Origin of the sequence: Mesorhizobium sp. M0676 (genome assembly GCF_040320535.1) — a bacterium.
Classification (GTDB): Bacteria; Pseudomonadota; Alphaproteobacteria; order Rhizobiales; family Rhizobiaceae; genus Mesorhizobium.
The window spans coordinates 123288-145204 of the sequence record NZ_JAMYPU010000006.1 but is presented as its reverse complement, the minus strand read 5'-3'; the positions used below and the strand labels follow the sequence as shown (position 1 = coordinate 145204).

The 21917-nt window shown below is 63.6% G+C and carries 19 protein-coding genes; 8 read left to right on the top strand and 11 right to left on the bottom strand.

The annotated features are described in order from the left end of the window. The gene (locus NKI35_RS08745) at nucleotides 1-1827 is read left to right on the top strand and encodes an alanine racemase (RefSeq protein ID WP_352739544.1); all 1827 of its coding nucleotides are present in this window, start codon (nucleotides 1-3) and stop codon (nucleotides 1825-1827) included. On the opposite strand, the gene NKI35_RS08740 is transcribed toward NKI35_RS08745, so the two are convergent. The 7 genes from NKI35_RS08740 to NKI35_RS08710 form a co-directional block, all read right to left on the bottom strand. Further along, the gene (locus NKI35_RS08740) at nucleotides 1828-3204 is read right to left on the bottom strand and encodes an FGGY-family carbohydrate kinase (RefSeq protein ID WP_352739542.1); all 1377 of its coding nucleotides are present in this window, start codon (nucleotides 3202-3204) and stop codon (nucleotides 1828-1830) included. After that, the gene (rhaM, locus tag NKI35_RS08735) at nucleotides 3201-3518 is read right to left on the bottom strand and encodes an L-rhamnose mutarotase (protein ID WP_352739540.1); all 318 of its coding nucleotides are present in this window, start codon (nucleotides 3516-3518) and stop codon (nucleotides 3201-3203) included. The genes NKI35_RS08740 and rhaM overlap by 4 nt, the downstream gene beginning before the upstream one ends. Next, nucleotides 3518-4513 carry an ABC transporter permease gene (locus NKI35_RS08730; RefSeq protein WP_352739538.1) on the bottom strand — a complete coding sequence of 332 codons (996 nt, stop codon included), beginning with the start codon at nucleotides 4511-4513 and terminating at the stop codon, nucleotides 3518-3520. Before NKI35_RS08730 ends, rhaM begins: the two co-directional genes overlap by 1 nt. After that, nucleotides 4510-5487, bottom strand: a complete 978-nt coding sequence (locus tag NKI35_RS08725) for an ABC transporter permease (RefSeq protein ID WP_352739536.1) — start codon at nucleotides 5485-5487, stop codon at nucleotides 4510-4512. Before NKI35_RS08725 ends, NKI35_RS08730 begins: the two co-directional genes overlap by 4 nt. Continuing rightward, nucleotides 5484-7025, bottom strand: coding sequence for a sugar ABC transporter ATP-binding protein (locus tag NKI35_RS08720; protein WP_352739534.1), 1542 nt, complete (start codon nucleotides 7023-7025; stop codon nucleotides 5484-5486). The genes NKI35_RS08725 and NKI35_RS08720 overlap by 4 nt, the downstream gene beginning before the upstream one ends. Nucleotides 7026-7109: 84 nt before the next feature. Next, nucleotides 7110-8105: a rhamnose ABC transporter substrate-binding protein gene (rhaS, locus tag NKI35_RS08715; RefSeq protein ID WP_352739532.1), complete on the bottom strand. Its 996-nt coding sequence runs from the start codon at nucleotides 8103-8105 to the stop codon at nucleotides 7110-7112. 48 nt (nucleotides 8106-8153) lie between these two features. Continuing rightward, entirely contained in the window at nucleotides 8154-8957 is an 804-nt protein-coding gene (locus NKI35_RS08710) for a DeoR/GlpR family DNA-binding transcription regulator (RefSeq protein WP_352739530.1), read from the bottom strand. Between the two features lie 183 nt (nucleotides 8958-9140). Here NKI35_RS08710 and NKI35_RS08705 point away from each other — a divergent pair, with 183 nt between their 5' ends. From NKI35_RS08705 to ggt, 3 genes are all read left to right on the top strand, one after another. Beyond that, nucleotides 9141-11243, top strand: a complete 2103-nt coding sequence (locus NKI35_RS08705; protein ID WP_352739528.1) for a bifunctional rhamnulose-1-phosphate aldolase/short-chain dehydrogenase — start codon at nucleotides 9141-9143, stop codon at nucleotides 11241-11243. Between the two features lie 107 nt (nucleotides 11244-11350). Further along, nucleotides 11351-12643 (top strand): L-rhamnose catabolism isomerase, encoded by a 1293-nt coding sequence (gene rhaI, locus NKI35_RS08700; protein WP_352739526.1) that lies wholly within the window; start codon nucleotides 11351-11353, stop codon nucleotides 12641-12643. 140 nt (nucleotides 12644-12783) lie between these two features. Next, nucleotides 12784-14523 carry a gamma-glutamyltransferase gene (gene ggt / locus NKI35_RS08695; protein ID WP_352739524.1) on the top strand — a complete coding sequence of 580 codons (1740 nt, stop codon included), beginning with the start codon at nucleotides 12784-12786 and terminating at the stop codon, nucleotides 14521-14523. Nucleotides 14524-14540: 17 nt separating this feature from the next. On the opposite strand, the gene NKI35_RS08690 is transcribed toward ggt, so the two are convergent. From NKI35_RS08690 to NKI35_RS08680, 3 genes are all read right to left on the bottom strand, one after another. Next, nucleotides 14541-14888, bottom strand: coding sequence for a hypothetical protein (locus NKI35_RS08690; protein ID WP_032885862.1), 348 nt, complete (start codon nucleotides 14886-14888; stop codon nucleotides 14541-14543). A gap of 185 nt (nucleotides 14889-15073) precedes the next feature. Next, a complete protein-coding gene (locus tag NKI35_RS08685; protein ID WP_023681918.1) occupies nucleotides 15074-16423 on the bottom strand; it encodes a sigma-54-dependent transcriptional regulator in 1350 nt (449 codons plus the stop codon). After that, nucleotides 16420-18279, bottom strand: a complete 1860-nt coding sequence (locus NKI35_RS08680) for a sensor histidine kinase (RefSeq protein ID WP_023681917.1) — start codon at nucleotides 18277-18279, stop codon at nucleotides 16420-16422. The genes NKI35_RS08685 and NKI35_RS08680 overlap by 4 nt, the downstream gene beginning before the upstream one ends. 230 nt (nucleotides 18280-18509) lie before the next feature. Here NKI35_RS08680 and NKI35_RS08675 point away from each other — a divergent pair, with 230 nt between their 5' ends. Then, nucleotides 18510-19844, top strand: coding sequence for a dicarboxylate/amino acid:cation symporter (locus tag NKI35_RS08675; protein WP_023681916.1), 1335 nt, complete (start codon nucleotides 18510-18512; stop codon nucleotides 19842-19844). Between the two features lie 135 nt (nucleotides 19845-19979). After that, nucleotides 19980-20561 (top strand): histidine phosphatase family protein, encoded by a 582-nt coding sequence (locus NKI35_RS08670; protein ID WP_023681915.1) that lies wholly within the window; start codon nucleotides 19980-19982, stop codon nucleotides 20559-20561. Nucleotides 20562-20583: 22 nt separating this feature from the next. On the opposite strand, the gene NKI35_RS08665 is transcribed toward NKI35_RS08670, so the two are convergent. Continuing rightward, nucleotides 20584-21336 carry a pseudouridine synthase gene (locus tag NKI35_RS08665; protein WP_023681914.1) on the bottom strand — a complete coding sequence of 251 codons (753 nt, stop codon included), beginning with the start codon at nucleotides 21334-21336 and terminating at the stop codon, nucleotides 20584-20586. Nucleotides 21337-21484: 148 nt separating this feature from the next. Between NKI35_RS08665 and NKI35_RS08660 the strand changes: the two genes are divergently transcribed. Next, nucleotides 21485-21646: a hypothetical protein gene (locus NKI35_RS08660; RefSeq protein ID WP_023669672.1), complete on the top strand. Its 162-nt coding sequence runs from the start codon at nucleotides 21485-21487 to the stop codon at nucleotides 21644-21646. A 28-nt stretch (nucleotides 21647-21674) separates the two neighbouring features. Then, entirely contained in the window at nucleotides 21675-21884 is a 210-nt protein-coding gene (locus NKI35_RS08655) for a DUF768 domain-containing protein (protein WP_023669673.1), read from the top strand. The last annotated feature ends 33 nt before the right edge of the window (nucleotides 21885-21917 follow it).

Sequence of the window (21917 nt, the reverse complement as noted above, 5' to 3'; positions counted from 1 at the left end):
ATGTCGGGACCGCAAGTCGCTATCGACCTTGGCCGCATCGAGCGCAACGCCCGCACCATCGTCGAACGCTGCGCATTGTCTGATATTAAGATATTCGGTGTCACCAAGGGCACATGCGGCATGCCGCAGGTGGCGCGGGCCATGCTGCGCGGCGGTGTTGCCGGCATCGCGGAATCGCGTTTTGAGAACATTCGGCGGCTGCGCGACAGCGGCATCAATGCGCCGGTCATGCTGCTGCGCAGCCCGCCCATGGCGCGCGTCGAGGAGGTCGTGCGCACCGTCGACATCAGCCTGCAGTCGGAACTGACCACCATCCGCGAGATATCGCGCATTGCCGAGCGCATGGGCCGCGTCCACGACATCATGCTGATGATCGATCTCGGCGATCTCCGCGAAGGCATCTGGCCAAGCGACCTGATCCCCACCGTCGAACAGATCCTGGAATTCAAAGGCGTGCGCATCGCCGGCATCGGCACCAATCTCGGCTGCTTCGGCGCCATAATGCCGACGCCGGAGAACCTTGGCCAGCTCGTCGCCCATGCCTACAAGACCGAGCGCCTGTCCGGCAAAAGCCTCGACTTCATTTCCGGCGGCGCCTCGTCGTCGCTGACGCTGCTGCTCGAAGGCAAGCTGCCGGTCGGCATCAACAATCTGCGCGTGGGTGAGGCGATCCTGCAAGGTGGCGTCGAAACTTTCCGAGACGTGCCATGGCCGGAACTCGAACCCGATGCCTGCCGGCTGACCAGCGACGTTATCGAGGTCAAGCTCAAGCCGTCGCGGCCGATCGGCACGTCCGGCTACGACGCCTTCGGCAACCAGCCGGTCTTCGCCGACGAGGGCGACCGGCTGCGCGCCATCGCCAATATAGGCCGCGAGGACGTGCTGGTGGAAGGGCTGACGCCGATCGCCAAAGGGGTGAGGGTGCTCGGCGCTTCCAGCGACCATCTGCTGCTCGATGTGCAGGATGCCGATCCGCGACCTACCGTCGGCGACCGTGTCGCCTTCCGCATGAATTATGGCGCCATGCTTCTGGCGATGACCTCGGAATATGTCGAGAAGGCGCCGATGCACGACGTCGCGGATTTCTCCGGCCGCAAGATGGTGTCGATCTCGGCCGAACCGGAAGCCGGCGGGATTATCGCCCGCGAGGGAACCGGCGCGCGTCTGGAGGCGATGAATTTCGACGTGGTCGAACTCGCCGACGTCGAGCGGCCGCCCTCGGGCTTGATCCGGCTCGCTGCCGGCGCCGATCGCCGTATCGCCCACAAGGCGCTGACCGCAACGGCGCGCGCGACGCATTCCTTCGGCCTGATCTGGATCGATTCCATCGCCGCCCTGATGCCCGAGGACGAGGAGGCCAAAGACATGCCTGAAGTCTCGGTGCTGGCCCGCGCGCTCGGTCTCGATCACAAGCCCTGCGCACTGCAGCCGCAGCTGTCGCCGGAAAATGTCGTCATCGTCGGCCTGCGCCATGCCGATCCGGCGGAGGCAAGGGTGCTCAAGGATTCGCGTGTCTCGGCCTTCACCATGACCGACATCGACGCCATGGGCATGCGCGACCTCATGCACGAGGCGATCCGCATCGCCACCTCGGGCACGCAAGGCTTCCATCTCAGCTATTCGCCGACGGCGACCGAATTCGCCGGCTGGGCTGCGGGCTCCGGCGGGCTGACGGTGCGCGAGACGCATCAGGCGATGGAGGCGATCGCGCTGTCCGGCGGTCTGCTGTCGATGGACGTTTCCGGACTGACCGCCGGTCTGGAGCCGCGGATCGGCGCCGACGCCATCAACTTCGTCATGTCGGCCTTTGGCAAGCGGATTTTGTGATCAGCCTTGCGCGTCGACTGCCGCGCGCCACGCGGTGACATAGGCCGCCCAGACCGGGTCGGTCTGCGGTTCAGTTCTCTCGCCCTTGCCGTGTGGCACGGACTGATCCGTTGCCAGCAGCGCCGCGCCGATGCTGGTGCCGGTGGCGGCCTCGGAGGCGATGACGATTCGCGCGGTCGCTGCCGCCAGCATGCCGACAAAGAGGCGGTTGCGGGCAAACGGTCCTTCCACGGTGGTCGGGCCGTCGGCGCCGATCAGCTCAAGGCAGGTCGCCGTCATCAGCGCCAGATAGAAGGAGATGGCGGCGAACCGCTCGCCTTTGCTGATGCCCTCGGCACCAAGCCATGCCGCGGCATGGTGCGGGAACGGTCCTGATCCCTGCTGGGTAGAAGGCAAAAGCAGCATCTTTTTGGTCAGAACGGCCAGCACCTCGCTGCCGCTGCAGTCCTGCGGCTTGTCCTTGGTCAGCTGGGAAAACTCACGGCCACCCATGAAACGCGCCGAGGGGACGGGAGCGCCAAGCGCGCTGACATTGACCAGCGTGTCGCGCGCAGCATCGAGCGCAATCTCTCTGCCGCCGACCGCCATCGATACCACCCAGGTGCCGGTCGAGACGACCGAGAAGGGCGGCTCGTCGGACAGAAGATGCGGCAATAGGGAGGCGTTGGAATCGTGCAGTCCGCAGAAAACCGGGGTCTGCGGATAGAGCCCGGTGCGCGCGGCAAGCGCCGGCAGGATCGGGCCGAGCTGGTCCCTGGCCGGCCGCACCGATGCCATCAGCCTGCGCCAATCCAGCCTGTCGACCGTCGAGGAAAAGTCCGCCTCCCAAGGGCTCCACAGATCGGTGTGGCAGCCGAGCGAGGTCACCTCGTTGGCGGCAACGCCGGTCAGGCGCAGCGCCCAGTATTGCGGATACATCAGCATCGCGGCGGCCCTGGCGAATTCGGTGGGAAAACGCTTCTGCTGCCAGAATAACTGCGCGCCGAGATTGAGACCGACCGGCAGGCGCGGTGTACCGGTTTCGGCGAAGGGCGGACGAACAGCATCATACTCCGCCGCCAACCTGTCGGGGCCATCGAACTCATAGTCTAGGACAGGCAGCACCAGCTCGCCCGAGGCGTCGACCAGCACGCCGGTCGCACCATGCGTGGTGATCGAAATCGCGTCGATACGCTGTTCGCGGTTGAGGCTGGCAAGGCTGTTGAGGATGAACCTCCACAGCGACTCGACATCGTGATGCGGGTAGGGCGCTTGCCGCAGCGGCGCGTTCGCCATGCGGCGCAACCCCACTTCGCTCAACGTGACGAGATCGACCAGCGCGACCTTGGCGTTGGTCTTGCCGATGTCGATGACGGCGATATGGCGCAGCCCACTCATGCCAAATGGAACATTGTTTCCAGGGGGATGGCCACCGGTTGGTTGTCCGGCCTGGTCTCCATGATGTCGGCCATGTGCGCCCACCAGCGCTGCACCACCGGGTGCTTCGGCAGGTCGGCCATGCCATGGTCGTCGCGCCGCCACAGCACGCCGAACAGGATGTTGGTGTCTTCATCGAGATGGATCGAATAATCGGCGACGCCGGCCTCTCTCAGCAGCGCCACCAGCGACGGCCAGATCTCATCGTGGCGCTTTTTGTACTCGGCTTTCATGCCGGGTTTGAGCTGCATCTTGAAGGCGTATTTCTCAGGCATCAGCCGTTACCACGCAGCCGCCGCCAGACGATCGGCAGCGCGATGACGACGATCAAGAGCAGGCCGATGAAGATCGACATGACGATGCCGGGCACGTTGAGCAGGCCGAGGCCGAAGGTCACCAGCCCCATGATGAAGGCGGCGAGCACGACGCCTAAAATGCTGCCGGAGCCGCCCAGAATGCTGACGCCGCCGAGCACCACCATGGTGATGACTTCGAGCTCGTAACCCTGCGCGATGGACGGTCGCGTCGAGCCGAGCCGCGAGGTGATCAGCACCGAGGCGATGCCGGCCATCAGCCCGGTCAGGCAAAACAGGATGAATTTGATGCGGCCGACGCGAACGCCGGAAAACTGTGCCGCGACCGGATTGTTGCCGATGGCAAAGACACGGCGGCCGAAGCTGGTGCGATGCAGCAGGAACCAGTAGGCGACGGCCGCGATGAGGAAGAGCACCAGTTCGAACGACACCACCCACCAGACGTAACCCTGGCCGAAGAAAGCAAAACTCTCGGGATAGCCTTTGTAGGCCTGATCGCCCAGGATGATGAAGGCGATGCCGCGAAACAGGCTCATCGTTCCGATGGTAACGACGATGGAGGGCAGGCCGAGCCTTGTCACCAGGAGCCCGTTGAAGGCGCCGCAACCGAGCCCGACGACGATGCCGATAGCCACCAGCATCGGCGTGTCGGCGCCGGCCTGTACCGCCATGCCCATCATGGTCGAGGCGAGCGCGATGATGGCGGCGACCGACAGGTCGATCTCGCCCGAAATGATCAGCAGCGCCATGGCGAAGGCGATCAGGCCTTTCTCGGTGAAATTGAAGGTCAGGTCCGACAGCGAATAGGCATCGAGGAAATAGGGCGATGCGAAGCTGTTGATGGCGAAGATGGCGACCGCCACGACGACCAGCAGCGCTTCCCAGGAAAAGATCGCCGAGGAGAGCGGCTTGTCGAGCCGGTCGGGAATGTGGCGCGGGGCGGGGGTGTCGGTCATGCCGCCTCCGCCTTCCTCAGGATGATCCGCCCCTGCTGGCGTTCGCCGCGCGCGTTGAGCACGACGGCCAGGATGATGGCGCTCCCTGAAATCGCCATCTGCCAGAAGGGGGAGATGTTGATCACCGGCAGTGCGTTGGAGATGATGCCGAGGAACAGCGCCCCTAACACCGCGCCCCCGACCGAGCCGATCCCGCCGGCAATCGAAATGCCGCCGATGACGCAGGCGGCGATGATATTGAGTTCATAGCCATTGGCGACCTCGACCGAGGCGATGACATAACGAGAAATCCAGAGATAACCGGCGAGCCCGCCGATCATGCCGGAAATGCAGAAGACGATGAATTTGGTTCGGCCGACATCGATGCCGGCATAGACCGACGCCGTCGGGTTGACGCCGATGGCATAGATCGAACGGCCAAGCGCGGTTCGCGTCATCACCACGAAGAACGGCGCGATGACCAGTATGGCGATCCAGGACAGAACCGGAATGCCCAGGAAAGCTGCGCGCTGGAAGCCGATGAAGTCCGGGCTCATCTTGTCGGCATTGACCCATGCGCCGCCGGAGAGCACGAAGGTGGCGCCGCGATAGATGGTGAGCGTGCCCAATGTCACCACGATCGAAGGGATGTTCAGCCGCCACACCAGCAGGCCGTTGATGGCGCCGAGCACCAGTCCGACGGCCAGCGCAATGACGATCAGCAGCGGGATCGGGATCGCCGGATGCGCGGCGTTCAGCATCGCCACCACCATGCCGGTGAAGCACAGGTTGGAGGCCATCGACAGGTCGATCGAGCGGGTCAGGATGACGACCATCTGTCCCAGCGCCAGGATCATCAGGATCGAGGTGTCGTTGAACACCTGGGCGAGATTGCCGGGGTCGGCAAAGGCCGGGAAGCGCGTCGAGATCAGAGCAATCAAAACGACGATCGCCGCTGCCAGCCAGATCTCGCGGAATTTCAGGAGAGCCTTCATGCCGCGATCCCCGCTGCCGTCCGGACCAGCGTTTCGGCGTCCAGCCCCTTATTATCGTAGACCGCCGCAACCAGCCCTTCGCGCATGACGACGACGCGGTCGGACATGCCCAGAATCTCCGGCAGTTCCGACGACACCATGATCACCGACAGGCCCTGCGCGACGAGCTCCGCCATGAAGCCGTGCACGGCGGCCTTGGAGCCAATGTCGATGCCCTTGGTCGGCTCGTCCAGGATGATCACCTTGGGCGCTGTCGCCAGCCATTTGGCGATGACGATCTTCTGCTGGTTGCCGCCCGACAGCGTGCCGACATCCTGGCTCAGCGACGAGGCGCGCAGGTCTAGCCGCTCGGTGTAGGAGCGGGCGAGCGCGAATTCTTCCGACAATCGCAGCAGGCCGGATTTGGAGGTGCGCTTCAGCGAAGGCAGCGAGACATTCTGGAAGATCGGCAGGCCGATCACCACGCCCTGCTTGCCGCGCTCTTCCGGCACATAGACGATGCCGGCTTCGATGGAATCCGCCGCCGATTTCGGCGTGATCACCTTGCCTTCCAGCGTGATCGTGCCGCCCGATATGCGGGTGATGCCTGAAATCGCCTGCATCACCTCTGACCGCCCGGCGCCGACCAGGCCATAGAAACCGAGGATCTCGCCCTCGTGCAGCTCGAAGCCGATATCGCTGAATTCGGTCGGGTGCGACAGGCCGGATACAGACAGCACCGGCGCGCCGATCTCGGCCTTGCGTTGCGGGAAGATGTGGTCGACCGAGCGGCCGACCATCATGCGCACGATCTGGCTCTGGCCGGCATCCTTTATAAGGCCCTCGCCAACCATCTCGCCGTCGCGGAACACGGTGTAGCGATCGGCGATCCGATAGATCTCGTCGAACTTGTGGCTGATGAACAGGATCGCCTTGCCTTCCTCCTTGAGGAATTCCATCAGCAGGAAAAGCTCCTCGATCTCCTTCATCGAAAGGGCTGCGGTCGGCTCATCCATGATGACGATCTGCGCATCGATCGACATCGCGCGAGCAACCGCTACCAGATGCTTGTTGGCGATGCCGAGGTCTTTCAGCCGCGCATCGGCGTCGATATGGCCGGCATGCATGGTGTCGAGCACTTCGCGCGCGTGTTTTCGCATGGTGCGCCAGTCGATGGTGCCTAGCCGCGTGCGCGGCGCATGGCCGAGAAAAATGTTTTCGGCGACGCTCAGATCGTCGAACAGCACGGTTTCCTGATGAATGGCGGTGACGCCGTGGCCGAAGGCGGCATGCGCGCTGGGCAGGGCGACGGCCTGGCCGTCAATGCTGATCGTGCCGGCGTCGGGCTGGTAGATGCCGGTCATGATCTTGACCAGCGTCGACTTGCCGGCACCGTTTTCACCGATCAGCGCCGTAACCTGGCCGGGGTAAAGCGACAGGCTGACATTGTGCAGCGCGCGCACGCCGGGAAAGCTTTTGGAGACGCCGGACAGCGTCAGGCGCGGGGCAGGACCCGTGGGCTCCTCCTTCGCAATGCCGTGCTGGGCTGTCGTGTCCATATCCGTATCAAGCCCTGAAACAAGGTCCGTTTAAAGTCGCGGCGGGATTTTGGTCCCGCCGCGCTTGGTCCGAGACGTCCGAGATCAATAGATCTTGGAGAACTTTTCGATGTTGGACTTGTCGAACTGGAAGGGCGGAGCCATCGCAGCCGAGTTGCTGTCGTCGAGCGTGACCTTGCCGACGCGGCCGATCGACAGCGTTGCGCCCGGCTTTGCCTCTTCCTTCTTCGCCGCCAGATCATGAGCGAGGTAGACGGCGGAGTAGCCGAGGTCGATCGGATTCCAGAGGGCAACCGCCTGGCTGGAACCGTTGTCGATGAACTTCTTGAACTCCGACGGCAGCGCGAGACCCGTGACATTGACCTTGCCGATCAGGTTCGCGTCGGTGACGACCTGGGCAGCGGCAACGACGCCGACGGTGGTCGGCGCGATGATCGCCTTGAGGTTCGGATAGGATTTCAGCAGGCCCTTGGCTTCGTCGGTGCTCTTGGCCGAATCGTCATCGCCGTAGACGGTGGCGACGAGTTTGATCTTGGGGAATTTTTCCGGCAGGATTTTCTTGGCCGCGTCGATCCAGGCGTTCTGGTTGGTCGCGGTGGACGAAGCCGACAGAATGGCGACTTCGCCGCCTTCCGGCAGATAGTCGGCGGCAAGCTTGATGATGGTCTCGCCGATCAGGCCGGTGTCGGACGGGTTGAGGTGCAGCTGGCGGCCTTCCTTGGCGACGCCCGAATCCCACGAGATGACGGTGATGCCGCGCTCCATCGCCTTCTTCAGCACCGGCACCAGCGCGTCGGCGTCATTGGCCGAAATCGCAATGGCGTTGACCTTCTGCGCGATCAGCGAATTGACCACTTCGATCTGCGCTTCGGCGGTCGCCTTGGTCGGGCCGGTGTAGATGATGTCGACATCGCCGAGTTCCTTGGCCGCCTCTTCGGCGCCCTTGTTGGCGGCGTCGAAGAAGCCGTTGCCGAGCGACTTCACCACCAGCGCGATCTTGACGTTCTCGGCATAGGCGGCATTCACGAACATGGCGGCCGAGAACGCGGCCGTCACCATCAATTTCTTCAGAAAGCTCATCGTATTTCCTCCCTTGAGCGTTGCATTCCATCGTCGCTGCGGTTGGCCTCAGGCCTGCAGCGAGGATTCTTCCTTTGCCGACTTGCGGGCGACGATCACCGTCACACCCGCGGCCTCCAGCATGTTGGCTTCGCGATCCTCGATGCCGTCATCGGTGATGACGGTGGCGATGCGCTTCAGCCCGCACAGGATCAGGCTCGAGCGCTGGCGGAATTTCGATGAGTCGACCAGCACCACCAGTTCGTCGGCCTGGTCGATCAGTTTCTGCTCCGCCTGGATCAAAAGCGGGTCGCCTTCCATCAGGCCAAGCGGCCCGAGCCCTTGAGCGCCCATGAACATGCGGCGCGCGTAGAAATTACGCGTCACGTCATTGTCGAAGGGCGAGAGGATGATGTTCTGCTCGCGGTAGATGGTGCCGCCCGACAGCATGACGGTGTTCTTCGAATGCTTGAGCAGGTGCTCGGCGATGGGGAACGAATTGGTGAAGATCGGCATGCGGCGTCCGGTCAGGAAATGCACCATCTGGAAGGTGGTGGTGCCGCCATTGATGATGATCGGTTCGCCGTCCTTGCACAGCTCCACCGCTTCGCGCGCAATCGCGCGCTTCTGCGAAGCGTTAAGCGTTTCGTTGACGGAAAAGGGCCGGCCGGCGAGGCCGATGAACTGCGGTGGCGAGATCGCCTCGGCGCCGCCACGCACGCGACGCAGGCGCTTTTGCACATGAAGAGCCGCGATATCGCGCCGGATCGTCGCCTCGGAGGAGTCCGTCAGGTCGACCATCTCCTGCACCGTCACCACAGGCTTTTCCTGGACGGCGGAAAGAATGATCCTGTGGCGCTCTTTTTCGTGCATGGTTCCTCCCTGCATGGTCATGAGGCACTAGAAAACCACCAGTGTCAATCATTTCCGCTCATATAATTTCATTGTGCAGTGCAATATGATCGATCTTGATCGTTTATGATTGACAACCGAGATGCTTGCGTAGACATTTCCGGCAAAATGGACCGCGCCTTTTGCGTCCCAGGGAGGATAATCATGCTCGACAAGCGCTCCGGCTCGCGCCTTGCCAACCTTTGGGACGATGCGAAAGCCAAGGGGCTGAGCGAGCCTGAGCTTCTGGTCTATCGCTCCAACACGCTCGGCTCCGACAAGCGTGTCACCAATTATGGCGGCGGCAACACCTCGTCCAAGATCCGGCAGAAGGACCCGCTCTCCGGCGCCGAAGTCGAAGTGCTATGGGTCAAGGGCTCGGGCGGCGACAGCGCCTCGATCAAGCTGGACGGTTTCGCCACGCTCTACATGGACAAACTGCAGGCGCTGAAAGGCCTCTATCGTGGCGTCGCGCATGAGGACGAGATGGTGGGCTATCTTCCCCACTGCACCTTCAACCTCAACCCGCGCGCGGCCTCGATCGACACGCCGCTGCACGCCTATGTGCCGAAGCCGTTCGTCGATCACATGCATCCCGATGCCATTATCGCGATTGCCGCGGCCAAGGATTCCAAGGCGTTGACCAAGGAGATATTCGGTGACGCCATCGGCTGGCTGCCGTGGAAGCGGCCGGGCTTCGAACTTGGCCTCTGGCTGGAGAAATTCTGCGTCGAACACCCCCAGGCCAACGGCGTCATCCTCGAAAACCACGGCTTGTTCACCTGGGGCGACACACCCAAGGAGTGCTATGAGACGACGATCTCGGTCATCAACCAGGCGATCGAATGGTTCGAGCGCCGCTCCGAGGGTCTCGCCATCTTCGGCGGCGAAGTCGTCAAATCGCTAGACGCCGCTGAGCGCCGCGCCATCGCGGCGAGACTGATGCCGAGGATCCGCGGCCTGATTTCGGAGAAGAGCCACAAGCTCGGCCATTTCGACGACTCCGCCGCCGTGCTCGAATTCGTCAACTCCAGGGATTTGCGCCCGCTGGCGGCACTCGGCACTTCATGCCCGGATCATTTCCTGCGCACAAAAATTCGCCCGCTGGTTATCGAGTTCGACCCAGCGAAGCCCGACGTCGAAGCCGTCATCGCCCGCCTCGCCGACGAAATTGCTGAGTACCGTGTCGGCTACCAGGCCTATTACGACAGCTGCAAGCATCCGGACTCGCCCCAGATCCGTGATCCCAACGCCGTGGTCTACCTGATGCCAGGCGTCGGGATGTTCACCTTCGCCGGCGACAAGGCCACCGCCCGCATCTCGGGCGAGTTCTACGTCAACGCCATCAACGTCATGCGCGGCGCCTCGACCGTCTCGTCCTATGTCGGCCTGCCCGCACAGGAAGCCTTCGACATCGAATACTGGCTGCTCGAGGATCTGAAGCTTCAGCGCATGCCGAAGCCGAAGTCGCTCGCGGGCCAGATCGCGCTGGTCACCGGCGGCGCCGGCGGCATCGGCCGCGCCACCGCCAGCCGGCTGCTGCGCGAAGGCGCCTGCGTGGTGCTGGCCGATATCGACGAGGCCGCACTTGCCAGCGCCAATGACGAACTGGCGAAAGCCTATGGCAAGGACTTCGTCCGGCCGGTGCTGATTAACGTCACCGCGGAGGAGCAGGTGATTTCCGGCTTCGCCGAGACAGCCGTCGAGTTCGGCGGCATTGATATTCTCGTCTCCAACGCAGGCCTCGCCTCCTCGGCGCCAATCGAGGAGACGACGCTGGCGCTGTGGAACAAGAACATGGACATATTGTCGACCGGCTATTTCCTGGTCTCGCGCGAAGCCTTCCGGCTGTTTCGCGCCCAGAAGATCGGCGGCAATGTCGTCTTCGTCGCCTCCAAGAACGGCCTTGCCGCTTCACCCAACGCCGCCGCCTATTGCACCGCCAAGGCCGCCGAAATCCATCTCGCCCGCTGCCTCGCGCTGGAAGGCGCGGAAGCGCAGATCCGGGTCAATGTCGTCAATCCGGACGCCGTGCTGCGCGGCTCGAAAATCTGGACCGGCGAGTGGAAGGAACAGCGCGCCGCCGCCTACAAGATGTCGACCGACGATCTGGAAGAACACTACCGCTCGCGCTCGATGCTGAAGCGCTCGGTGTTTCCGGAAGACATTGCCGAAGCGATTTATTTCCTGGCGTCCGACATGTCGGCCAAATCCACCGGCAACATCATCAACGTCGACGCCGGCAACGCGCAGAGCTTTACGCGCTGAGTTAAGGGCGGAGCGCTTCTCTTCTCCCCGTCACTATACGGGGAGAAGGTGGCCCGAAGGGCCGGATGAGGGGCAGCGCTGACTGAACGCATTGGGAGGAATAGCACTTGTCCGAAACCATCATCGCCGCCGATCTCGTCTCCAGCCACAACGCCCATCGCAGACCCGACCTCGAGCGCGACTACGCCTCTCTCGGCGAACGCCTCGACCGCCGCGGCATCGCCATCGATGCCATCCGCGACAAGGTCGAGAAATTCGCCGTCGCCATTCCGTCCTGGGGCGTCGGCACAGGCGGCACGCGGTTTGCCCGTTTTCCCGGCGCCGGCGAGCCGCGCGACATTTTCGACAAGATCGAGGACTGCGCCGTCATCAGCCAGCTGACGCAGGCGACGCCGACCGTCTCGTTGCACATCCCGTGGGACAAGGCCGATCCGAACCGGCTGAAGCAGGCGGCCTCGCGCTTCGGCCTCGGCTTCGACGCCATGAACTCCAACACCTTTTCGGATGCCAGGGATCAGACGCTCTCCTACAAATTCGGCTCGCTTTCGCATGCCGATGCCGGCACGCGCCGCCAGGCCGTCGAGCACAATCTCGAATGCATCGAGATCGGCAAGACGCTGGGGTCCAGGGCGCTGACAGTGTGGATCGGCGACGGCTCGAATTTCCCCGGCCAGGTCAATTTCGCCAAAGCCTTCGAGCGCTATCTCGACGCCATGAAGGAGATCTATGCCGGACTGCCCGCCGACTGGAAACTGTTCACCGAACACAAAATGTACGAGCCGGCTTTCTACTCCACGGTCGTGCAGGACTGGGGCACCAATTACATGATCGCCAAGGAGCTGGGCGACAAGGCCTACTGCCTGGTCGACCTCGGCCACCATGCGCCCAACGTCAACATCGAGATGATCGTGTCGCGGCTGATCCAGTTCAAGAAACTCGGCGGCTTCCACTTCAACGATTCCAAATATGGCGACGACGATCTCGATGCCGGTTCGATCGATCCCTACCGGCTGTTCCTGGTCTTCAACGAACTGGTCGATGCCGAGCTGTCCGGCGCCGAGGGTTTCGATCCCGCCCACATGCTCGACCAGAGCCACAACGTCACCGACCCGATCGAAAGCCTGATGCTGTCGGCAGTCGAGGTGCAGCGCGCCTATGCGCAGGCGCTGCTGGTCGACCGCAAGGCGCTCGAAGGTTTTCAGGACGGCAATGATGCGCTGATGGCGACGCAGACGCTGAAAGCTGCCTACCGCACCGATGTCGAGCCGATCCTTGCCATGGCGCGGCTGAACACAGGCGGCGCCATTGATCCAGTCGCCGCATATCGCGCGGCGGGCTACCGGGCGAAGGTCGCGGCGGAACGGCCGGCGGTTGTGGGCGGGTCAGGCGGGATTGTTTGAGATTGGCTAATCTCCACCACAGGGGGGAGATTAGCTTGCCTCTGCCGGCAGGCGAACACCAATATGTGTTCGCTCATATTGATGATGGACTCGGCCGCTCCATGTAGCTCTTCTAGGCACACCGCACTTGGAGCACCGCCATGCCCTTGACCCGCCGGACGCTGATTGGCGTCACCCTTTCGCTCGCAATTGCGCTCGCGCCATCCGGCGCGCTCCATGCCGCATCGCCTCAACCTGCGAAGGGCGAGCACGGCATGGTCGTCACCGCCCAGCATCTGGCGTCGGAAGCCGGCGTCGAGGTGCTGAAGAAGGGCGGCAATGCCGTCGATGCGGCGGTCGCCGTCGGCTATGCGCTCGCCGTCGTCTACCCTAATGCCGGCAATATCGGCGGTGGCGGGTTCATGACCATCCGCTTCAAGGACGGCAAATCGACCTTCCTCGATTTCCGCGAGCGCGCGCCGCTGGCGGCAACCAAGACCATGTATCTCGACAAGGACGGCAATCCGGTGAAGGGCGCCAGCCTTGATGGCTACCTCGCGGTCGGCGTACCGGGTTCCGTGGCAGGGTTCGAGATGGCTCGTGAAAAATATGGCACGCTGCCACGCCAGGATTTGATGGCGCCGGCAATTGCCTATGCCAAGGATGGCTTCATCCTCGACCAGGGCGACGCTGCTTCATTCGCAAGCAATGCCGCACGGCTGGCGAAGGACCCTGCCGCCGCCGCCATCTTCCTGAAGCCGGACGGCAAACCCTATGGCGCCGGCGAGCGTCTCCTCCAGCCCGATCTTGCAGCCTCGCTCGCCGCCATCTCCGAAAAAAGCGCCGACGCCTTCTACAAAGGCGCCATCGCCGACGCCATCGTCAAGGCGAGCGGCGCCAGGGGCGGCATTCTGGCCAAGGCAGACTTCGAGCAATATAAGGTACGCGAGCTGCAACCGGTGAGCTGCACCTATCGCGGCTATGAGATCACGTCCTCGCCGCCGCCAAGCTCCGGCGGCGTTATCATCTGCGAAATCCTCAACGTGCTGGAGGGCTACCCGCTGTCCTATCTCGGCGCCGGCTCGGCCGAGACGGTGCATGTCATGGTCGAGGCGATGCGTTACGCCTATGTGGACCGCAACTCGGCGCTCGGCGATCCCGATTTCGTCGACAATCCGGTCTCGAAACTGCTCGACAAGGGTTACGCCAAGGAGATCCGCGACAAGATCGACCCGTTCCGCGCCGGCGTCTCGCAGGACTTGATGCCGAAGGGCTTCGGCGAGTCGAAGGAAACGACGCACTATTCGATCATCGACGATGACGGCAATGCGGTCGCGGTCACCTATACGCTGAACGGCTCGTTCGGCGCCGGCGTGGTCGCGGACGGCACCGGCATCCTGCTCAACAACGAGATGGATGATTTCACCCAGAAGCCTGGCGTGCCCAACCTCTACGGTCTCGTGCAGGGAGAGGCCAATGCTATCCAGCCGAAGAAGACGCCGCTGTCATCGATGAGCCCGACCATCGTCGCCAAGGACGGCAAGCCGTTCATGGTTATCGGCAGCCCCGGCGGCTCGCGCATCATCACCATCACGCTGGAAGCCATCGTCAACGTCATCGACCACGGCATGAACATCCAGGAGGCGATCGACGCATCGCGCATCCACCATCAATGGCTGCCCGACACGATCTATGTCGAACCCTTCGGCCTGTCGCCCGACACTGAAAAACTGCTGGCCGGCATGGGCTACCACCTCGATCTCGCGGATTCTACCTGGGGTCAGGCGGCCGGCATTCTTGTCGGCGGCAAGAGCCTGGCGGAAATCGAGAAGGGCGGCGGCGCCCGCTACAACGGCGCCATCGACAGCCGCGCCGCATCCGGCGAGGCGATTGGCTACTGATCAAAACAAGAGATTGATCAGAGGACGAGCGTAAGCGTCGACCCGACGAGCATCAGCGCCGCGATCACGACGAACGCCGCGTAGATGCGGGGACGGTCGAGGAGCAGCGCATTGCCCGATATCCAGGCCGCGGTTGCGCCGCCAAGCGCAAACAGGAAGCCGTTCCGGTGACCAAAGGTCATGGAAGCGGCCATCAGCCCGCCAATGATCAGCGCGCCGAAGACGATGATCACGGCAACGGCGTATTTCTCGAAGTCGTTGCCGCCGCCCATGGCCGGGCCGATCGCGTTCAAATTCGTCAGATCGTCCGGATCGAACGGGTTGGTCGATCCATATTCATCTTGACCGACAGGTTCTCGCATCATTCATTCTCCGCTGACCGGCAACAAATCATCAACATCTGCCGAGCGCAACCGGATCGCGCCGTGCCGAAGGCCGCCGATGCGGTCTTCAACACTTTCTGATGCCGACTTGCCACGGTTTTTTTGCGCCGGTTCACAATATCTACCCTGCTTTCGGTTCCACAGGCCTGAATTACCTGGAAAATGAATTACCTGGAAAAATCGCTGCGCACGATGCCGTGCCGCTGCAGCTTGTCGTAGAAGGTCTTGCGCGGAATGCCGAGCGCTTCGATCGTGCGCCGGACATCGCCGTCATTGCGGCCAAGTGCCTCGCGGATGACATCGGCCTCATAGCGTTCCAGCCGTTCCGGCAATGAACTGGCGTCATCCGGCTCCGCCGATGCGGCAGGTGGCGCTTGCGCCGCTTCCTCCAGTCCCAGCACGAAACGCTCGGCGAAATGCGCGAGTTCACGCACATTGCCCGGCCAGTCGTGCTGGCTCAGATGGCGGTGCACTGAGGCAGGCACTGCTGGCATTTGCCGGCGGAAGCGGGCGGCTGCACGCTCGGCGAAGTAGAAGAACAGCAGGGCGACGTCGTCGCGGCGTTCGCGCAGCGGCGGGATCGAGATCGTCACCACATTGAGCCGGTAGTAGAGATCCTCGCGGAAGGCGCCGCGCCGGCTGGCATCGCCGAGATCGACCTTGGCGGCGGCGACGACGCGCAGGTCGACCGGCCGGATTTCATTGGTGCCGAGCGGCGTCACCTCGCGCATTTCCAGCACCCGCAGCATCTGCACCTGGGTCGAGGCCGGCATGCTTTCGATCTCGTCGAGAAACAGCGTGCCGCCGCTCGAATGCTCGATGCGGCCGATGCGCTTCTTCTGTGCGCCGGTGAAGGCGCCGGCCTCATGGCCGAACAGTTCGCTTTCGATCACCGTGTCCGGCAGCGTGCCGCAATTCAGCGCCACGAAATTGCCCCTGGCGCGGCGGCTCCAGCGATGCAGCAGGCTCGCCACCACCTCCTTGCCGGAGCCGGTCTCGCCGGTCACCAGAACGTCGACATCGGTATCGGCGATTTGCCGCAGCGTCCGGCGCAATCGCTCCATCGCCGGCGTCTGCCCGATCAGCGGCAGGCCGTCCTGCGCCTGTTCGGCGCTTTCGCGCAAGGCGCGGTTCTCCATCACCAGCCGGCGCTTTTCCGCCGCCCGTGCCACACTTTGCGCCAGCCGGTCGGCGGCGAAAGGCTTGGTGATGAAGTCGTAGGCCCCATCCTTGATCGCCTTGACCGCAACCGCGATGTCGCCATGCCCGGTGACCAGGATTACCGGAATATCGGCATCGAGCTGCAAGACGCGGTCGAAGAGCTGCAGGCCGTCAATGCCGGGCATGCGGATGTCGGACACCACCACGCCGGGAAAATTGGCGTCGAGCCCGGCCAGCGCCTCGGCCGCCACCGCAAAGGCCGAGACGGAAAAACCAGCGAGTTCCAGCGTCTGCCGAGTGGCCCTCAGCAATTCGCTGTCGTCGTCGATCAATACGACCGGTGCGGTGTCCATCATGCTGCCCTGGCGAGGTGAACGGTGAAGCGCGTGCCGTCTCTGCCGCTCGCCACCTCGATGCGCCCGCCATAATCGGCGACGATGTCCTGCGAGATGACGAGGCCGAGCCCCAGGCCTTTTTCCTTCGAGGTGTTGAACGGCGTGAACAATGACTTGAGGATGGCAGGCGAAATGCCCGGCCCATTGTCGGCGACGGCAAGCGCCACGCCGTCGGCCGTCTCCTGGGCCGACACCTGCACCCTGGCGCCGTCGCGCCCGTCCAGCGCTTCCAGCGCATTCTGGAACAGGTTGATCAGCACCTGTTCGAGCCGCAGCCGGTTGCCCATCACCTTGAGCGTTACCGGCGGCAGCGTGATATCGAGCGCGTCCAGCCGGCCGGCAAAGCGGCTTCTGAGCAGCACCACGGCGCCCTCGATGACGCCGCGCAGTTCGACCGGTTCGGCTGCCGTGCGCCCCTTGCGGGCAAAGACCTTCAACTCTTCGGTGATGCCGCCGATGCGCTCGGTCAGCGCGGCAATCGCTCCAAGGTTCTCCTCGGCCGAGGCGGTCTGCTTGCGCTCCAGGAACACACGCGCATTGTCGGCATAGGCGCGGATGGTCGCCACCGGCTGGTTGATCTCATGCGCGACGCCGGCGGCAACCTGGCCGAGGGTAGCAAGACGGTTGGCCTGCACCAATTCCTGCTGCATGACCTGCAGCTTGGCTTCGGTGCTGCGGTGATCGGTGATCTCGGCCTGCAGCCGGTCGCGAGCCAGGCTGAGGTCATGCGTACGCTCGACGACGCGGCGCTCGAGCTCTATGCGCGCTGCCTGTTCGGCGGCGATGCGCATCTGCGCCGACTGACGGCGCCACAGGAGGTAGCCGGCCAGCGCCAGCAACGGCACCACGACGCCCAGCGCCAGCAGCCGCATCTCACGCACCGCAGCCGCGATCGGCGCTTCGACCGGCACGAGATAATCGAGCCGCCATGGCGTCGATTGGACCAGTGTCGAAAGCCTGAGATATTCGGCATCGCTGCCGCCCGGTGTTATCGCATGCACCATCGACACGTCAGGGCTCAATGCCTCGGGGCGTGTGATCGGCAAGGGGATCAGCGGCGCGTTGCCGAATTGCTGGCTGCTCCGGATGGCGGCAGCCACCGGGCCGGTCAGCGGCGCGGTGGTCATGAAGCGCCAGGACGGCACGCTGGTGATCAGCACGACGCCGTGGTCGTCGCTGACATAGGCCGGCCGGTTGGCCTCATGCCAGTCGGCTTCAAGCTGGTCGAATTCCATCTTGACGACGACGACGCCGAGCGGTGCCGCCGCATTGCCGACGCGACGCGAAATATAGAGGCCCGGGCGCTTGCTGATGTTGCCCAGCGCAAAATATTCGGCCGTTCCCGATTGCATGGCGCCGGAGAAATAGGCGCGGAAACCATAGTCGTTGCCGACGAAGCTGGTTGTTTCGCGCCAGTTGCTGGAGGCGATCGCAAACCCGTCGACGCCGGTGACGTAAAGCACCGAAGCCTTGGTGCCGGAGACCAGCCCTTCGAGCTTGCGGTTGAGCACGTCGATCGTGACAGCGCCCTTGTTCTGCAGGGCGTCATGCACCTGCTGGTCCTCGGACAAGAGCAGCGGCAGCGCCCGCGGGCTTTCCAGCACGGCGCGCAGCAACGCAACCTTCAGATTGGCATCGGTGCGGCCTTGCGCCGCCAGTGCCGCGACCTCGGCGCGGCGCGCGTAGAGGCCGGCGCCGGTGAGCGCCGTGGCAACGATCACCAGCGCGATCGCCGCAAACAGCAGCCAGGCGCGACGCGCGCGTTTGCCGAGTTGCTCGGGCGTCGGCGACAGGACCGCGACAGGGCGTTGCAGCATTCCCTATTTGTGCATGATTTCGCACAAAGCACAATTCAGTCATGCGGATGTCCGCACTTGCGTTGAGCGGCAGCAGCCTCGATCGGACGAATACTCAACAAAATCAATGGCTGCGGTATGCCGCACAGTCTGGCACGGCAGTTGCAGTGACCAATACGGCAGTCGCAAGGCTGCGGAAAACAACTGCCCCGGGAGGTCGAGCTTTCGATCGGGGCGCCATGGAGGACGTCATGCAGCCAGCATTCGCTGCCGCCGAACCGCGCGGCAAGCTACCCTTTTACCGTCATCTCTACGTGCAGGTCCTGACGGCGATCGCCGCCGGCGTGCTGCTCGGTCATTTCTATCCCGAACTCGGTGCTTCGCTGAAGCCGCTCGGCGATGCCTTCATCAAGCTGGTCAAGATGGTGATCGCGCCGGTCATCTTCCTGACGGTGACCACCGGCATTGCCGGCGTCTCCGACCTGAAAAAGGTTGGCCGCGTCGCCGGCAAGGCGATGATCTATTTCCTGGTCTTTTCGACCCTGGCGCTGGTCGTCGGCATGGTCGTCTCCAACGTCGTCCAACCGGGCGCCGGCATGCACATCAATGCGGCGACGCTCGACCCCTCGAAGGTCGCCACCTTCACCGAGAAGGCGCATGACACGACCATCGTCGGCTTCCTGCTCAACATCATCCCCGACACCATCACCGGCGCCTTCGCGCAAGGCGACATTCTGCAAGTGCTGTTCTTCTCGGTGCTGTTCGGCATCTCTCTCGCTCTGGTCGGCGAGCGCGGCCGCCCGGTCGTCGATTTCCTGCAGGCGCTGACCTCGCCTATCTTCCGCCTGGTCGCCATCCTGATGAAGGCCGCCCCCATCGGCGCCTTCGGCGCCATGGCCTTCACCGTCGGCAAATACGGCATCGGCGCGATTGCCAACCTCGCCTTTCTGATCGGCACCTTCTACCTGACGTCGCTGCTCTTCGTGCTGGTCGTGCTCGGCGCTGTCGCTTGGTACAACGGCTTCTCGATCCTCGCCTTGATCCGCTACATCAAGGAAGAGCTGCTGCTGGTGCTCGGCACCTCGTCCTCGGAAGCCGCTCTTCCCGGCCTGATGGCCAAGATGGAGCGCGCAGGCTGCAACCGCTCGGTGGTCGGCCTGGTCATCCCGACCGGCTATTCCTTCAACCTCGACGGCACCAACATCTACATGACGCTGGCGGCGCTGTTCATCGCCCAGGCGACCGATACGCCGCTCACCTATGGCGACCAGATCCTGCTGCTGCTCGTCGCCATGCTGAGCTCCAAGGGTGCCGCCGGCATCACCGGCGCCGGCTTTATCACGCTGGCCGCCACGCTCTCGGTGGTGCCTACTGTGCCGGTCGCCGGCATGGCACTGATCCTCGGCGTCGACCGCTTCATGTCGGAATGCCGGGCGCTGACCAACTTCGTCGGCAATGCAGTGGCGACGATCGTCGTGGCGCGCTGGGAAGGCGAACTTGACCAGACCAAGTTCGCCGCCGCCATGGCCGGCACATTGTCCGAGGAAGCCGACCTGGCGCTGTCGGGCGATCTGCAGCCCGCCTGACCGCTCCGGGCACTGACGTTTGAGCACAAGGCCGCAGCCGATTCGGTTGCGGCCTTTCCTTTTCCGCCTGCACGTGGCTGGCGCTGGCCGGGCCCTCCCGGGTAGGGTGCGGACGTAAAACCGAAAGGCCGGCGCATGAGCAATCCGTACCCCGAAATCTACCTCGTCCGTCACGGCGAGACGGAGTGGAGCGCTTCGGGAAAACACACCGGCCGCACCGACATACCGTTGACGGCAAAGGGCGAGGCGGCAGCTCGCGGCGTGGCGGACCGGCTCAAGGATCTGTCCTTCCAGGCGGTGTGGTCGAGCCCGTCGCAGCGAGCCTTCAGCACCTGCACGCTTGCCGGCTTCGGCGCTGCTGCCGTCAAGAAGGACGACCTGCAGGAATGGGACTATGGCGCCTATGAGGGCGTTAAGACCAAGGAGATTCTTGTGCAGCGCCCCGGCTGGCAATTGTTCCATGACGGCTGTCCCGACGGCGAGTCGGTAGCGGATGTTGGTGCCAGGGCCGACAGGATCATCGCCGGGCTGCGGGCAATCGAGGGCAATGTGCTGGTGTTTTCAAGCTCGCATTTCCTGCGCGTGCTGGCCGCGCGCTGGCTCGGTCTGCCACCCGAAGGCGGTGCGCACTTCGTGCTTGATACCGCGAGCCTCAGCATCCTCGGCTATGAGCACGATCTGAGCGAGCCGGTGATACGCAGGTGGAACCAGAAGTAGTGTTTCTCAGCAAGCCTGCCTCTTAACGCGCGAGCACCGCCAATTCCTCCGATGTCAGATGCCGCGCCTTGCCCATGGCGAGCTCGCCGAGCTGCAAACCGCCGATCGCCACCCTGACCAGCCTCAGCACCTCGATATCGAAGGCGCCGAGCAGGCGGCGGATCTGGCGGTTGCGGCCCTCGTCGAGCACGATTTCCAGCCATGCGGTGCGGCCGCCGCTGCGCAGCAGCTCGATCGAACTTGCGGCCAGCAGCTCGCCATCGACGATCGCGCCGTCGCGAAACCGCTTCAGCATCGCTTCGTCTGGCGCGGCACCGATCTGCACATGATAGGTCTTGGCGACATGCGAGGCCGGATCGAGCAGGCCGTTCGCCCAGCGCGTGTCGTTGGTCATCAGCAACAGACCTTCGCTGGCCTTGTCGAGGCGCCCGACCGGCGACACGAAAGGCAGCTCGAGCCCGGTGAGGCAGTCATAGACGGTGCCGCGATCCTGTGGGTCGTCGCGGGTGGTGACCAGCCCGCGCGGCTTGTTGATCATCAGGTAGACTTTTGCCTCGGCGACGATCTGCTCGCCGTCGACGTTGATGCGGTCGCGGCCGAGATCGACGCGCAGCGACGGATCGCGCACCACCTTGCCGCCAACCCGCACGCGCCCTTCGGCGATCAGCAGCTCGGCCTGCTTGCGCGAACACAGGCCGAGTTTGGAAAGCGCCCGGTTCAGGCTGACGCCTGCGCTCGCGGTCTGGTGTTGGGCGGTGTCTGGTGGCCGTGCCATGTCCTGCTTGCCATCCCAATGATCGGCATCGACAAATGCCACGCCCCGCATTGGCTTCGCAACCTGCCGCGGCATCAACATCACGGGTCGCGGGAGCGGGGCTGTTCTCAAATACGATGTGTCAGGGGGTCGGGCTCAACAGCCCGCCATGGAACGCTGCCCCGCGACGGACGTTGTTGCCGACGAGCGATTTGTCGCGAAAGGCACCGCCATGAAGAAAATCTACCAAAAGCCGACGCTCGTGAAGCGAGGCAGGCTCACCAGCCTGACGGCTCAGATCGTCGCTTCTGGGGTCATTCTGGGGGAATGATCCCCCAGATAACGGAAGGGATAAATCGATGAGCGAGCGCGGCGTTGATTTCCTGCAGGGCTGGATCCACGAGCACCTGCCGGGCGAACTGCCTGCCGACAAGGCAACGGCTCGAACCCTAACCACGCGAGCTGCCCTGGATGCTCGGCATTTAGGCCTTGAGGTCAGCGAGATCGAAGAGGATCTCGGTCCGCTGGAACGGGTGATTTTCGAGGCGCTGGATCAGCCCGATATCTGAGCCCCCGATATGAGCCCATTGCAGGCGATATTG

Excerpts from the sequence above, each read along its gene's own strand:
- NKI35_RS08745 (WP_352739544.1), top strand. The coding sequence starts at position 1 with ATGTCGGGACCGCAAGTCGCTATCGACCTTGGCCGCATCGAGCGCAAC.
- NKI35_RS08670 (WP_023681915.1), top strand. The coding sequence starts at position 19,980 with ATGAGCAATCCGTACCCCGAAATCTACCTCGTCCGTCACGGCGAGACG.
- NKI35_RS08655 (WP_023669673.1), top strand. The coding sequence starts at position 21,675 with ATGAGCGAGCGCGGCGTTGATTTCCTGCAGGGCTGGATCCACGAGCAC.
- NKI35_RS08685 (WP_023681918.1), bottom strand. The coding sequence starts at position 16,423 with ATGATGGACACCGCACCGGTCGTATTGATCGACGACGACAGCGAATTG.
- rhaM (WP_352739540.1), bottom strand. The coding sequence starts at position 3,518 with ATGCCTGAGAAATACGCCTTCAAGATGCAGCTCAAACCCGGCATGAAA.
- NKI35_RS08690 (WP_032885862.1), bottom strand. The coding sequence starts at position 14,888 with ATGATGCGAGAACCTGTCGGTCAAGATGAATATGGATCGACCAACCCG.
- NKI35_RS08705 (WP_352739528.1), top strand. The coding sequence starts at position 9,141 with ATGCTCGACAAGCGCTCCGGCTCGCGCCTTGCCAACCTTTGGGACGAT.
- NKI35_RS08720 (WP_352739534.1), bottom strand. The coding sequence starts at position 7,025 with ATGGACACGACAGCCCAGCACGGCATTGCGAAGGAGGAGCCCACGGGT.
- NKI35_RS08740 (WP_352739542.1), bottom strand. The coding sequence starts at position 3,204 with ATGAGTGGGCTGCGCCATATCGCCGTCATCGACATCGGCAAGACCAAC.
- NKI35_RS08680 (WP_023681917.1), bottom strand. The coding sequence starts at position 18,279 with ATGCTGCAACGCCCTGTCGCGGTCCTGTCGCCGACGCCCGAGCAACTC.
- ggt (WP_352739524.1), top strand. The coding sequence starts at position 12,784 with ATGCCCTTGACCCGCCGGACGCTGATTGGCGTCACCCTTTCGCTCGCA.
- NKI35_RS08710 (WP_352739530.1), bottom strand. The coding sequence starts at position 8,957 with ATGCACGAAAAAGAGCGCCACAGGATCATTCTTTCCGCCGTCCAGGAA.
- rhaS (WP_352739532.1), bottom strand. The coding sequence starts at position 8,105 with ATGAGCTTTCTGAAGAAATTGATGGTGACGGCCGCGTTCTCGGCCGCC.
- NKI35_RS08725 (WP_352739536.1), bottom strand. The coding sequence starts at position 5,487 with ATGAAGGCTCTCCTGAAATTCCGCGAGATCTGGCTGGCAGCGGCGATC.
- NKI35_RS08730 (WP_352739538.1), bottom strand. The coding sequence starts at position 4,513 with ATGACCGACACCCCCGCCCCGCGCCACATTCCCGACCGGCTCGACAAG.
- NKI35_RS08665 (WP_023681914.1), bottom strand. The coding sequence starts at position 21,336 with ATGGCACGGCCACCAGACACCGCCCAACACCAGACCGCGAGCGCAGGC.
- NKI35_RS08660 (WP_023669672.1), top strand. The coding sequence starts at position 21,485 with ATGGAACGCTGCCCCGCGACGGACGTTGTTGCCGACGAGCGATTTGTC.
- NKI35_RS08675 (WP_023681916.1), top strand. The coding sequence starts at position 18,510 with ATGCAGCCAGCATTCGCTGCCGCCGAACCGCGCGGCAAGCTACCCTTT.